Origin of the sequence: Streptomyces sp. NPDC056734 (assembly GCF_042790455.1) — a bacterium.
Lineage (GTDB): Bacteria > Actinomycetota > Actinomycetes > Streptomycetales > Streptomycetaceae > Streptomyces.
This window is the reverse complement of record NZ_JBHTZD010000001.1, coordinates 377,211-390,025: the sequence shown is the minus strand read 5'-3', so window position 1 is coordinate 390,025 and position 12,815 is coordinate 377,211. Positions and strand designations below refer to the sequence as shown.

The window sequence follows — 12,815 nt, the reverse complement described above, 5'->3', positions numbered from 1 at the left end:
CCATGCACGCTTTTCCTGGCGCGCACCGTGTCGCATCGACGCGCGTCACCCTGCTCACCGAAGGCACGTACCCGCACAGTCACGGCGGGGTGAGCGTCTGGTGCGACCAGCTCGTCACCGGGATGCCTGATCTCGACTTCGAGGTCATCGCCGTGACCGGCACCGGACGCGAACCCCTCGTCTGGGACGTCCCCGCCCATGTCACCCGCGTGGCCTCCGTCCCCATGTGGGGTCCCGCGCCCGACGGCCGCCCGCCGCGCGGCCGCAGCCGCAACCAGCTGGCCGCCGCCTACGAGCAGTTCCTGACCGCCGTGCTCGATCCGCGCGCCGAGCACGGCTTCGCCCCCGCCCTCTACACCATGGCGCGGGCCGCGGCGCGGGGCGCGCTCAGCCCCTTTCTCCGCGACGACCAGGCGATCGGTGTCATGACCGCGGTGTGGAACCGGCCGGGCCTGACCGTACGGGAGGCCCGCCCGACGCTGCATGACGCGATCACCGCGACGGGTCTGCTGGAACACGCCCTGCGCCCGCTGGCCACACCACCACCCCAGGGCGGGGTGGCGCACGCGGTCAGCGGCGGGGTCGCCGCGCTGCCGGGGCTCGCCGCGCTCGAACAGCACGGTGTGCCGCTGCTGCTGACCGAGCACGGCGTCTATCTGCGGGAGCGCTACCTCGGCTATCGCACCGCCCCCTACCGCTGGCCCGTCAAGGCCGTCGTCCTCGGGTTCTTCCGGCTGCTGGCCGAGGAGACCTACCGGCGTGCGGCGCTGATCACCCCGGGCAACCGCTATAACCGGCTGTGGGAGGAACAGGGCGGGGCCGCACCCGAGTCGATCCGCACCGTCTACAACGGCGTCGACCCGAGCGCCTTCCCGCCGGCCGGGCCCGAACCGGCCGCACCCACCCTGAGCTGGGCCGGCCGGGTCGACCCGATCAAGGACCTGGAGACCCTGATCCGCGCCTTCGCCCTGGTCCGGGACAAGGTCCCCGATGCCTCACTCCGGCTGTTCGGCGGTACGCCACGCGGCGGCGAGGCCTACCGCAAGCGCTGCGAGGCCCTCGCCGCGGACCTCGGTCATGGCGACGCGGTCACCTTCGAGGGCCGGGTCGACGACATCAAGGACGCCTACGCCGCCGGGAACGTCGTGATGCTCTCCAGCATCAGCGAGGGTTTCCCGTTCACCTTGATCGAGGCCATGTCGTGCGGGCGGGCCACCGTCTCCACCGACGTCGGCGGTGTGCGCGAGGCCGTCGGCAGAGCCGGCCTGGTGGTTCCGCCCCGCGATCCCGAGCTGATGGCCAACGCCGCGCTGGAGTTGCTGGCCGATCCGCAGCGCCGCCGCATGATGGGTGAGGCGGCGCGGGCGCGCGTGATCGAGCAGTTCACCCTGCGCCAGACCGTCGACACCTTCCGCTCGATCTACCTGGAACTGGCCTCGTCCGGCCGGATGCGGCGCCCGGTCGCACACCAGCAGGAGCCGGTCGTGGGCACGGCCGTCATCAGCACGGGGAGCATGGCCGGATGAGCGGACCGATGCCTCTCGATCCCGACGGCAGACAGGGCGAAACCGTCGCTCTGCGCATGGTCAAAGCCCCGCTTCGTAAGGCCCTGCGATGGGACGAGACGATGACGCTGCGCCGGCCCAGGTTCGAGATCGACCACGCCGCGGTCGACGAACTCGCGGCCGAGCTGGCCGACCGGATCGGTCCCGCCGTGCATCCCTACGAGGTCGCCGCGCTGCTGGAGTCGGAGGGCCTGACCGGTGAGCTGATCAAGGAGCGCTACGGCCACCGCAACCTCTTCTCCCTCGCCGCCGCGCTCTACGAGAAGGTGCCGCGCACCTTCCCGGAACCCGAGTCGCCGCCCGACCCCTGGCGGCCCGACCATGTCCGCTCCGCGCTGCGCGGGGCCCTGTTCGCGCTGCCGGGGCTGGCGTATGTGCTCACCTCACCGCTGTGGGACGCCGACAGTGCCCTCGCCGTCCTGGTGGTGGCCGGTCTCGTCTCCTGGGCGTGGGGGCAGGCGCTCGGCCACCGGGCCTTCGCCCGGATGGCCGCCGGACGCCGGGAAGCGGCCGTCACCCTGCTCAAGGGCGCCCCCCTCGGCGCGGCCGTGGCCACCGGGGCCGGGATCCTGCTGTCCGGCTCGGGCGCCGCGGTGATCGCCGCGGCGTCCCAGTCGATGTATCTCGGGGCGGCGGGCGCGCTGCTGGTGCTGGGCAGGGAGCGGCTGCTGCTGGCGTCCCTCACCCCGCTGGTCGCCGGGGCGGTGGTGCTGCCGTGGTGGGAACCGGGCGAGGCGCTGCGCGCCGGGCTGCCGCTGCTGGCCCTGGTGGGTACGGTCGGTGCCGCCGGCCTGGTGCTGCGTACCGCTCTCAACAGCACTCCCCCGGCGGCGGACGCCGTACGGCCGCCGCTCGTCCGCTCGCTGCCGTACGGCCTGTTCGGGCTGGCCGCGGGCACGCTGGTGCTGCTGCTCGGGCGGGAGGAACCCTGGGCGGTGATCGTGCTGACCGTGAGCATGGGGCTCGCCGAATGGCTGCTGTACCGCTTCCGGGGGCTGTCCGTGACGGCGCTGCGGGCGAGTGGGACACCGGCAGGGTTCCGGCTGCGTTCGGCGGGCGTCCTCGTGCTGTGTCTCGGCTGCTATCTGCTGCCGCTGCTGCCGATGGCGCTGCTCACCGACTCCCCGCCCGTCCCGCTGCTGCTGCTCGCGGCGGCGCTGTGGATCGCCCTGCTGCTCCAGGCGTTCGGGGTGGCCTGGCCTCCCGCCGTGCTGTCCCTGGCCGCCGCCGCGGTGGCCGGCACACTCACCCTGGCCGACCCGCCGATCGCCCTCGACGCCCTGTCGGCCTGCGCCGGCGCGGCGAGCCTGGCCCTGTTCGGCTGGGCGCTGCGCCTACTGGGACGGCCCGCACCCCACGCATGAGGTCCACCCGTCCGCCGGGTGCGGCACACACCGCGCCCGGCGGGACGACGTACCGCCCCCAGCACACAGAACTCAGCACACGAACTCAGAACTCAGAACTCAACACACAGCACTCAGCCCGCAAGATCCTGTCCACCCCGCACCACCAGCCGAAAGGAAGTACGCGTTGACCACCGCACCACTCGCCGCCGTCACCGGAGCCGAGGGTTTCATCGGCTCCCACCTCACCGAGGCGCTGGTCGCCTCGGGGCACCGGGTGAGGGCCATGGCGCAGTACAACTCGTTCTCCTCCTACGGCTGGCTGGAGACCCTGCCGAAGGATGTCCTCGACCAGGTCGAGATCGTCCTCGGCGATGTCCGGGACCCCGGATCGGTCCGCTCGCTGCTCGAAGGCGCCGACTGTGCCTACCACCTGGCCGCGCTGATCGCGATCCCGTACTCGTACCAGGCGCCGCACAGCTACGTCGACACCAATGTCACCGGCACGCTCAATGTGCTGGAGGCGGTGCGCGCCCTCGGCACACCCCGGCTGGTGCACACCTCGACCAGCGAGACCTACGGCACCGCGCAGACCGTGCCGATCACCGAGGACCACCCGATCAACACCCAGTCCCCGTACGCCGCTTCGAAGGCGGGCGGGGACCGGCTGGCGGACAGCTACTACGCCAGCTTCGACACACCCGTGGTGACGCTGCGGCCGTTCAACACCTTCGGTCCGCGCCAGTCGATGCGGGCCGTGATCCCGACCGTGATCGGCCAGCTCGCCGCCGGGGAACGCACGATCACCCTCGGCGATCTGCGGCCGACCCGGGACTTCTGCTACGTCAAGGACACCGCCCAGGCGTTCCTCGCCGTGGGCGGCGCACCGGCCGGGCAGGTGGTGGGGCGCACCTTCAACGCGGGTACCGGCGGGGAGATCTCGGTCGGGGACCTGGTCGCGCTGATCGGCAAGGTGATGGACACCGGCGTCGACGTACGTGAGGACTCCGCGCGCATCCGGCCCGCGAACTCCGAGGTGATGCGGCTCGTCGCCGACGCGAGCCGGCTGACCGCGGCGACCGGCTGGCGGCCCGGGCACTCCCTGGAGGAGGGCCTCGCGCACACCGTGGAGTTCTTCCGCGACCCCGCGAACCTCGCCCGGTACAAGACCGGCATCTACAACATCTGACAGACGGCACGTCCACGACACGCACGTCCACGACAGACACGAAGCACACGACGGACACCAAGAAGGAGTCCCATGCACGCTGTGATCCTGGCGGGAGGCAAGGGCGTCCGGCTGCGGCCCTACACCACCGCGCTGCCCAAACCGCTCGTGCCGATCGGCGACCAGCACGCCATTCTGGAGATCGTGCTGCGGCAACTCGCGGCGGCGGGCTTCATCCGAGCCACCATCGCCATCGGTCATCTCGGCGAGATAATCCGCGCCTACGTGGGTGACGGCAGCCAGTGGGGCATGGCCGTCGACTATGTGACCGAGGAAAGCCCCCTGGGCACCATGGGCCCGCTGGTCACCATGATGGACAAACTGCCCGAGACGTTCCTCGTCATGAACGGCGACATCCTCACCGACCTCGACTACGCGGACGTCCTGGCCGCGCACCGCGCGTCCGACGCGCCGCTCACCATCGCGACGTACGCCCGCAAGGTGCACATCGATTTCGGGGTGCTGACCACCGACGACGGCCGGGTCGTCGCCTTCACCGAGAAGCCCAGCATGGACTACCGCGTCTCCATGGGCGTGTACGGGCTGTCCCGGGCCACGCTGGAGGGCTACACACCCGGGCTGCCGCTGGGCTTCGACGAGCTGGTGCTCGACCTGCTCGGCCGGGGCGAGCCACCGCACGCCTACGAGTTCGACGGGTACTGGCTGGACATCGGCCGCCCGGACGACTACGACCAGGCCAACGCCGAGTTCACCACCCGCAAGTCGCTGTTGCTCAAGGGAGCCTGACCACCCGATGCGCATTCTCGTCCTCGGCCTCACCGGCTATCTGGGCGGCCATGTGGCCGGGCAGTTGCGCGCCCTTCAGGGCGTGCGGGTGCTCGGCGGCGGCCGGTCCTCCGCCGCCGGGTTCGGCATCGACCTCGCCACGGTCCACCCGGACGACCTGGCACACATGCTGGCCGAAGCCGCGCCCGACGCCGTGATCAACTGCGCGGGTGCCACCGGGGGCGACGCCGTGACCCTCGCCGAGGTCAACACCCGGGGCCCGGCGGTACTGTGTGCCGCCCTGCGCGAGGCGGCACCGTCGGCGCGGCTGGTCCATCTGGGCTCGGCCGCCGAGTACGGGCCCGGCGCACTCCACTCCAAGGTGACGGAGTCGGCGGCCACCCGACCGCTGTCCGTCTACGGCGCCACCAAGCTCGCCGGTACGGTCGCCGTCGCCACGTCGGGGCTGGACGCGGTGGTGCTGCGGGTCGGGAACCCGCTCGGGGCCGGCGCGCCGGTCACGGGGCTGCCGGGCCGGCTCGCCGGACTGCTGCGCGCGGCGGGCGGCGACCCCGACGCGGTGGTCCGGCTGGGTGATCTGTCGGCGTACCGCGACTTCGTCGACGCGCGGGACGTGGCGCGGGCGGTGGCGCTCGCGGCGCGGGCGCCGGGGCCGCTGCCGGAGGTTCTCAATATCGGCGGCGGGCAGGCGACTCCGGTACGGGACCTGGTGCGGGCGCTGGCCCGGATCGCGGGGTTCCGGGGGCGGATCGAGGAGAACGGCGGCGGATCGGCGCGGTCCGAAGAGGTCTCGTGGCAGTGTTCGGACATCACGGCCGCGGGGTCCGCGCTCGGCTGGCGGCCCTCGTACACCCTGGACGACTCACTGGGCGCGCTGTGGGACCGGGCGGCACGGCCGGAAGGCGTCCGGGTTTCGTGAGCCTGCTCGTTCCGCTGTATGTCCATCCGGCCGAGGATCCGGGCGCCTGGCATCGTCTGATCGAATCGGCCTCGCACACCTATGGCGTGGTGCTGAACCCGGCTAGCGGCCCCGGTACGGAACCCGACCCCGCGTTCACGGCGGCGGCCCGGGCGCTGCGGGCGGCCGGTGCGCGGCTGCTCGGTTATGTCGACACCGACTACGGCACCCGCCCGGCCGCCGATGTGCTGCGCGATGTGCTGCGCCACCGTGAGTGGTACGGCACCGAGGGCTGCTTCCTGGACCAGGTGACGGCCGCGCCGCAGGAACTGTCCGCGTGCCGACGGCTGGTGCGCGGTGTGCGCCGGCTCGGCGCCTCGCCCATCGTGCTCAACCCGGGCGCGCATCCGGCGCCGGGGTACGCGCGGATCGCGGATCTGGTGGTGACGTTCGAGGGGCACTGGTCGACCTATGTGTCGGCGTTCAGCAGACCGGACTGGACGGCCAGGCACCCACCGGAACGGTTCTGTCATCTGGTCTACGGCGTGCCCGAGGTTCTGGTGCCGCTCGCGGTGCGGACCGCGCACGAGCGCGGCGCGGCGGTCGCCGGTCCGGTCACGGGAGAACTGCCCAATCCCTGGGCCAGGCTGACGCCCGCGCTCAGGGAAGCGGGGCGCTGACGGAACGCGCCGGCCACCCCGTCGGTGGGGGCGGCCCGGCCCGGCCGATGGCGCGGCGTTCCCGGCCGGGCCCTGCGCGAACTCCGGCTTCGGCGGGACTCTGGCTTCGGCGGGTGTCAGGTGCAGGCCCAGTAGGCGTCCGACCGGAAGGTCTCCGGTGCCTGGGCGTCATCGTTGTCCGGCGCCGGACGGGCGGCGGCGGACGGGCCGTCGGCGCGACGTGCGGCGGCGTGGCGCAGGCTGCGGGCGTGGGCCAGGCCGAGGACGCCCCGGCGTTCGCCCCAGCTGTCGCCGAGCCGGCGCCAGATCCGCAGCGCCTCCTCGAAGTGGTCGATGGCCTCCTCGACCCGTCCGGCGTTCAGACAGGAGGTGGCGACCTGGCTGAGGGAGTGCGGCAGCATGTGGTCGAACCCGGCGGCGCGGTTCAGCTCCACACAGCGCCGGCCGTGGGTGATGGCCTCCCCGTGCAGCCCCAGCCCGGACAGCACCGCGCCCAGACACTCCAGCACGGTCACCTCCGCCAGGTGCAGTCCCTTTCCCCGGGTGATGTCCAGCGCCTTGTGGAGCAGATCGAGAGAGCCGAGGTGGCGGCCCATCATCGCGTACGCGACGGTGATGCCCGCCGCGACCGACCTGTCGTCCTCGGTGTCCGTGTCCTGGAGGTCGATGAGCAGGGCGACGGCGGACCGGTGGCAGTCCACGGCCTCGACGGTGCGGCCCAGGAAGTGGTGCGCCACCCCCCGGTCGTTGTACAGGCGCCCCAGGCTCAGCAGGTCGCCTGCCCGTTCCGCCGCCCGCCGGCCGATCTCGGTCACCCGCAGCCACTCCCGCCAGCGGCTGGTGCCATGGCACAGCGCGCCCATGGCGCAGGCCAGCGCGGCGGCGAGGGTGTCCAGGCCATGAGTGGTGGCGGTGTTCAGCGCCCGGGTCAGCGAGGGCAGCTCGCGGTGCGCCCACTCGATGGCCTCGTCGTAGGAGGCCGGTGCCACCGGGGCAAGGTCCGGAAGGTCCGGTTCGGGCGCGGCGAGCAACCGGCACCGGGGGCCCAGTCCCGGCGTCAGCGCCTCGCGCACCGCCGCCACGGAGGCCAGATACCAGCGCATGATCCGTTCCACCGCGGCCACCGCGACCTGGCGCGGTTCGTCCTCGCGGGCGCGCTCGGCGGCGTACAGACGGAGCAGATCGTGCGGGCGGTAGCGGTCGCGCGCCACATGCTCCAGCAGATGCCGGCGCACCAGCGCGTCCAGATGGATCCGGGCCCGCGTGGTCGGCATCTCCAGCAGCGCCGCCGCCTCGGGCACGGTGATCTCGGCGCCCGGGTGCAGGCCGAGCAGCCGGAACACATGCGCCTGCTCGGGGCTGAGCACCCGGTAGGAGGCGGCGAACACGGCACGCACGGCGGGCGATTCGTCGTCGGGCGCGGTGAGCGCGTCGAGCCGGTCGCGGGCCACTCGCAGTTCGGCCACCACATCGGCGATCGCGCCGTGGTCGGCGCACACGATCCGCTCCGCGGCGATCCGCAGCGCGAGCGGCAGATGTCCGCAGTATCCGGCGAGCGCACGGGCCGCGCCCGGATCCGTGTCCACCCGCGCGTCACCCAGCACCCGGCGCAGCAGCCGTTCCGACTCGGCCGGCTCCAGCAGCCCGAGACTGACCCGGCGGGCACCCTCCCGGGCGACCAGCCCCGGTAGCTTGTGACGGCTGGTCACCAGCACCAGACAGCCCGGTGTGGCCGGCAGCAGCGGACGCACCTGGTCCGCGTCCGCCGCGTTGTCGAGCAGAATCAGCACCCGGCGCCCGGCCAGCAGCGAGCGGTACGTCGCCGCCTGCACCTCCAGGTCCGCCTTGAGCACCTCGCCGCGCGCCCCCAGTCCCCACAGCAGCCGCGCCAGCGCGTCCTGCGGCGTGACGGGCGAGCGTGACGGGTCGAATCCGCACAGGTCCAGATACAACTGCCCGTCCGCGAACGCCGGGGCCAGCCGATGCGCCGCGTGGATCGCCAGCGCCGTCTTCCCCACCCCGGCGGCGCCGTCGATCGAGGAGATCACCGCGCAGGCATCCGCCTCGTCGGGGGCACCGGTCCCGCTCAGCTCCAGCAGCCGCAGCAGGGCGCCCTCCCGTCCGGTGAAGTCCGGTAGGGCGCGCGGCAGTTGAGCGGGGCGGACCCGCCATTCGGAGGGCTGGGGCGAGGTCGGTGCGGGGGCTGCTTCCGGGGTGTCGGTGAGGTGACCGGTGGACGGCCGGGTGGAGGCGGGGGCTTCGCCAGCGGCGCCGGGGGCGCCGGGGGCGGCGAATCGGGGGGCGGGGGCGGTGCCGGGTCCGGTCGCGGAGCCCGTGGCGGGGAGTTCGGAGCCGGCCGTGGGGGTGGCGGTGGCGCGGATCCCGTGGTGGAGGACTGTGGCGGGAGCCGCGCCGGGGGCTTCGGCGGAGGGCGAGGCGGGGGCTTCGGCAGACGGCGAGGCCGGTGGAACGGCTGGCGGCGAGGCGGGGGCTTCGGCGGAGGGCAAGGCCGGTGGAACGGCGGGCAGCGACGCGGGGGCTTCGGCAGACGGCGAGGCCGGTGCATCGGCGAGCGGCGAGGCCGGGCATTCGCCGGAGCGTGGTGCGGGTATCACGGCGGCGGGGGTGAGCGGCCGGACGGAGGGCGGGGCGGGCGCCGTTGTGGGGGGAATCGCCGACGGGTCGGCCGGACAGGAGCCCGGTTCCGCGTCGGGCGCCTCCGCGGGCCGCTTCGCCCGGACCGTGCCGGGCCGCGCCCCGGCGGGAGCGACCGTGGGAGGCATGATCAGTGCCTGGGCCAGGCCCGTTGGGGCGAGGGCGGGCGACGGTGCGGGCGGGCCCGGCGGCAGTGGCGCGGCAGGGCCCATGACCGTCGTCGTGGCGGACCTGGATCGGATCGGGATGTGCAAGGTGCCGGTGAGGACGCGTTCGTGCATGCTGCGCAGTCCCCGGCCCGGTTCGACGCCGAGGGTCTCGACCAGGCGGGTGCGGGCGTCGCGGTAGACGTCGAGGGCCTCGGCCTGACGTCCGTCGCGGTACAGGGCGAGCATCAGGAGTTCGCGCAGGCGCTCGCGCAGAGGGTGGGCGGCGGTGAGGACGGTGAGGTCGGCGATCGCCTCGGTGGTGGCGGCGGTGTGGATCAGGGCCTCGCAGCGCAGTTCGCGCAGATCGAGGCGGAGCAGACCGAGGCGGGAGCGTTCCCCCTCGGCGAAGGGGCCGACCGCGCCGCCCAGCGCGGACCCGGTCCACTGGGCGAGGGCTCCGTCGCAGTGGGGCAGGGCCCCGGCGAGATCACCTGTGCCCGCGTGCCGGCGGGCCAGGCCGGCCAGTCCCTCGAAACGGCGGGCGTCGACCGCGTCGGCCGTGACACGCAGCCGGTATCCGGCCCGCGTGGACGTCAGCAGCGGGCTGCTGTGGACCGTGTCCGGGCCGGGCGGAAGGGCCTTGCGGAGCGAGGAGACATACGTGTAGACGCTGCCGACCGCCGAGCGGGGAGCGGTGTCGCCCCACAGGGCGCCGATGATGTCGGCCTTGGTGACGGTCGTGCCCGCGCTCAGCGCCAGGAACGCGAAGAGTGAGCGCACGGCGGGCGTGCCGAGTTGTAGCTCACGGCCCGCTTGCAGCGCGTGCACGCCGTCGAGCAGGCGGACTTCCAGGTCGAATTCGCAGTCGTCCATCCCGAGCGCTCCAGTGGCCGAAAGCTTCCTGCTGGCGGTGTGGCGGCACCATAGCGTGACGGCGAGCGGCCCGGCGACGCGGGGGTGACTCGGTAAAGGACCTGAAACATGAACTGGACAGTAATAAATGATGTGTTGGAGATGAGAATCGAGGCGGCGTCAGCTGCGGGGCGCGCGGACGCCCGCCGCGTTCCCGGCCGCCCGGCGCAGTCGGCGCAGGACGCCGTCCTGGTCGTACGTACCGGTCCGGCCCTTCACGGTGAGCGCCATCGGCGGGCGCCCCGGAGCCGTGGGTACGGCGACGGCCAGGCAGGTCAGCCCGGCGTTCTCCCGGTGTGCGAACCCGCGCTCGCCGACGGCGGCCAGCCCGGTGCCGAGCCGGGCCCGCTCCGCGCCGGACAGGGCGGACGCGCGGGCGAGGGCCGTCGCGGCGTGCGGGTCGGCGGCCAGGAGCAGCCGCCCGGCGGCGGTACGGAAGGCGCAGGCCCGGCCCGAGCCGTCGCTGGGCGTCCAGGCGTTGTCGGTCCCGTAGGCACGCTGGGTGAAGACGACCTCGGCCTCGTCCAGGACGGCCAGACTGACCGTCAGTCCGGTCCGCGCCGCCAGCTCGCCCAGCCGCGGGGCCGGCTCGTGCTCGGCGCCGTGCGCCCCCGGCTCCGGACGGACGCGGTCGCCGCCGGGCGCGGTCGCCAGATAGTCCATGCCGAAGCGGGCGGCCAGTCCGGCCGCGACCAGCACGTCCAGCAGCCGGCAGGTGGTGCGCCTGGACAGCCCGGCGCCTCCGCTCAGTTCGGACACCCGCATCGGGCCGGCGCCCGCGCGCAGGACGGCGTACAGGCCGAGCACCTGGTCGATCGCCGTCGGCCGGGGCGCCGGGCCGGGGAGGGGAACGCTCATGGGCCGAGCCTTCACCCCCTGTCTCTCCGCGGCCTCCAGCAAGTCTTCAGATTCTCTTCAGGAATCCTCAACGACCTCAACGGCTCCGGGGCGGGGGTGACTTCTGGAGGCCGGGAGTTCGTAATATGGTCGCTCTGGGATGGTGGTCCGGCCGCCCGTGCCGTACCCGTCCCTGCGCAGTACACCGTCCCGGCGTCCGCCGCCGTGTGACGGTTCTCTGTGGGCATGCGGCCAGCGTCCGGCCGCCGGTCCACCGTCACCTCCTGCGCCGCCGTCCCCGACCGCGGCGGTGGGCCCGTACCCGAGCGGCACCGAGCGGCACCGCCGGGCTCGTCACCGAGCCCGTGGCCGGCGGCTCCGGGTGCGTCCCGCTACTCCTCGCAGCCCCTAAGGACGTACGCCAGCCATGAGCAACCCCGACGAGACGGCCACCCAGGGCGTCGCCGCCCGGACGGCGACCGGGACCGACCCCTCGCCCGCCACCCCGGCCCCGGCGCCCGCTTCCGCTCCCCCGCGCTCTTCCGGCTCCTCTCCTTCTCCCGACCCCGGCCCCGAGCCCGGCCCCACCTCTGCGGCCCGCAGCGGGCCGATGGGCCTCGGCGCGGCGCGGGAACCGGAGCGGGAGCCCGAGGCCGAGTCGGAATCGGAGCCGACAACCGCGGCGGACCCGGAGGCCGAACCCGAGGCGGCGACCGCGGCGGAGCCCGAGGCCGGCGGTGAGGCGGAGACGGACCCCGACACCGGCACCGGCACGAGCACCGGCGCTGGAGCCACCACGGGCACCACCGCCGCCGCCTCCACAGCCGCCACCACAGCCACCGCTTCGGCGGCCGCCGCCACCGCGGCCACCAGCACGGCCTCGGCCACCACAGCCTCGGCCGGGGCCGCCACGGCCACGGCCACCGCCGCGCTCGGGCCCGACGGTGCCTCCCGGACCCCCGGTCAGCCGCACAAGGCGCTGCTGGCCGGTGGGGCCATCGTCGGCGTCCTCCTGGTCGCCGTACCGCTGCTGGTCGCGGCGGGGAGCGACGACGAGAGCACCAGTGTCCGTACGGCGCAGGTGAGCGACGGCTCCGACACCGTGCTCGGGCCGGGCGAGACGCCCTCGGGGGTGTTCGGGTCGGCGTCCGCGGAGCCCTCGGGCACACCGACGTCCAAGCCCTCGACGGCCTCCCCGTCCGCCGCGCCGCAGGCCGGCCAGCCCGCCGCCCCGGCGCCCGCGGCCCCGGAGGCCGCCGAGCCGGTCGAGGCGAAGGACGACGCCCCCTCGCCCACCCCGACCGCGACGAAGAAGGCGGCGACGAGCGATACGGCGGCCAAGCCCCCGGCGACGGCGGTGTCGGCGGCCCAGGAACTGGTCGGATTCGGCTCCGACCGCTGTATCGACGTGACCGGCATCAGCAGCGCCGACCACACCCCCCTCCAGATCTGGGACTGCGGGGGTGCGTCCAATCAGCGCTGGACGGTCTACTCCGACGGCACGCTCCGCTCCATGGGCAAGTGCATGACCGCGGCCGGCGGCGGCACCGCCAATGGCACCGCGATCGAGCTGCTGGCCTGCAACGGCTCCACTGCCCAGCAGTTCACCCTGAACAATTCCTACGACCTGGTCAGCACCAAGGCCGACAAATGCGTGGACGTCTACGACCGGGGTACCGCCAACGGCGCCCGGCTCCAGTTGTGGTCGTGCGGCGGCACGTCCAACCAGAAGTGGAAGACCGTCTTGTAGCGCGCCCCGTGCCCCGTCCCTCACGCCAGCCCCGACCAGGAGGTCAACGCC

At 73.8% G+C, this 12,815-nt stretch carries 9 protein-coding genes; 7 read left to right on the top strand and 2 right to left on the bottom strand.

Annotation, left to right across the window (positions count from 1 at the left end; translation table 11 throughout):
- Positions 1-2 precede the first annotated feature (2 nt).
- From pelF to ACFRFC_RS01455, 6 genes are all read left to right on the top strand, one after another.
- Complete coding sequence (gene pelF / locus ACFRFC_RS01480; protein WP_382679943.1) at positions 3-1,526, top strand: GT4 family glycosyltransferase PelF; 1,524 nt, start codon at positions 3-5, stop codon at positions 1,524-1,526.
- Positions 1,523-2,929 carry a hypothetical protein gene (locus ACFRFC_RS01475; protein WP_382679941.1) on the top strand — a complete coding sequence of 469 codons (1,407 nt, stop codon included), beginning with the start codon at positions 1,523-1,525 and terminating at the stop codon, positions 2,927-2,929. Before pelF ends, ACFRFC_RS01475 begins: the two co-directional genes overlap by 4 nt.
- A gap of 166 nt (positions 2,930-3,095) precedes the next feature.
- Positions 3,096-4,097 carry a GDP-mannose 4,6-dehydratase gene (locus tag ACFRFC_RS01470; protein ID WP_382679939.1) on the top strand — a complete coding sequence of 334 codons (1,002 nt, stop codon included), beginning with the start codon at positions 3,096-3,098 and terminating at the stop codon, positions 4,095-4,097.
- Between the two features lie 72 nt (positions 4,098-4,169).
- Positions 4,170-4,883, top strand: a complete 714-nt coding sequence (locus ACFRFC_RS01465; protein WP_382679937.1) for an NDP-sugar synthase — start codon at positions 4,170-4,172, stop codon at positions 4,881-4,883.
- 7 nt (positions 4,884-4,890) lie between these two features.
- Positions 4,891-5,802, top strand: coding sequence for an NAD-dependent epimerase/dehydratase family protein (locus ACFRFC_RS01460; RefSeq protein WP_382679935.1), 912 nt, complete (start codon positions 4,891-4,893; stop codon positions 5,800-5,802).
- Positions 5,799-6,461, top strand: a complete 663-nt coding sequence (locus ACFRFC_RS01455; RefSeq protein ID WP_382679933.1) for a spherulation-specific family 4 protein — start codon at positions 5,799-5,801, stop codon at positions 6,459-6,461. The genes ACFRFC_RS01460 and ACFRFC_RS01455 overlap by 4 nt, the downstream gene beginning before the upstream one ends.
- A gap of 116 nt (positions 6,462-6,577) precedes the next feature.
- Here ACFRFC_RS01455 and ACFRFC_RS01450 read toward each other — a convergent pair whose 3' ends face one another.
- Both ACFRFC_RS01450 and ACFRFC_RS01445 read right to left on the bottom strand, forming a co-directional pair.
- Complete coding sequence (locus ACFRFC_RS01450) at positions 6,578-10,138, bottom strand: BTAD domain-containing putative transcriptional regulator (RefSeq protein WP_382679931.1); 3,561 nt, start codon at positions 10,136-10,138, stop codon at positions 6,578-6,580.
- A gap of 159 nt (positions 10,139-10,297) precedes the next feature.
- The gene (locus ACFRFC_RS01445) at positions 10,298-11,035 is read right to left on the bottom strand and encodes a hypothetical protein (RefSeq protein WP_382679929.1); all 738 of its coding nucleotides are present in this window, start codon (positions 11,033-11,035) and stop codon (positions 10,298-10,300) included.
- 406 nt (positions 11,036-11,441) lie between these two features.
- Here ACFRFC_RS01445 and ACFRFC_RS01440 point away from each other — a divergent pair, with 406 nt between their 5' ends.
- The gene (locus tag ACFRFC_RS01440) at positions 11,442-12,764 is read left to right on the top strand and encodes an RICIN domain-containing protein (RefSeq protein ID WP_382679927.1); all 1,323 of its coding nucleotides are present in this window, start codon (positions 11,442-11,444) and stop codon (positions 12,762-12,764) included.
- The last annotated feature ends 51 nt before the right edge of the window (positions 12,765-12,815 follow it).

Bases quoted from the DNA above. Each gene is read 5' to 3' on its own strand.
- pelF (WP_382679943.1), top strand. From the start codon at position 3: ATGCACGCTTTTCCTGGCGCGCACCGTGTCGCATCGACGCGCGTCACC.
- ACFRFC_RS01475 (WP_382679941.1), top strand. From the start codon at position 1,523: ATGAGCGGACCGATGCCTCTCGATCCCGACGGCAGACAGGGCGAAACC.
- ACFRFC_RS01465 (WP_382679937.1), top strand. From the start codon at position 4,170: ATGCACGCTGTGATCCTGGCGGGAGGCAAGGGCGTCCGGCTGCGGCCC.
- ACFRFC_RS01460 (WP_382679935.1), top strand. From the start codon at position 4,891: ATGCGCATTCTCGTCCTCGGCCTCACCGGCTATCTGGGCGGCCATGTG.
- ACFRFC_RS01450 (WP_382679931.1), bottom strand. From the start codon at position 10,138: ATGGACGACTGCGAATTCGACCTGGAAGTCCGCCTGCTCGACGGCGTG.
- ACFRFC_RS01445 (WP_382679929.1), bottom strand. From the start codon at position 11,035: ATGAGCGTTCCCCTCCCCGGCCCGGCGCCCCGGCCGACGGCGATCGAC.
- ACFRFC_RS01440 (WP_382679927.1), top strand. From the start codon at position 11,442: ATGAGCAACCCCGACGAGACGGCCACCCAGGGCGTCGCCGCCCGGACG.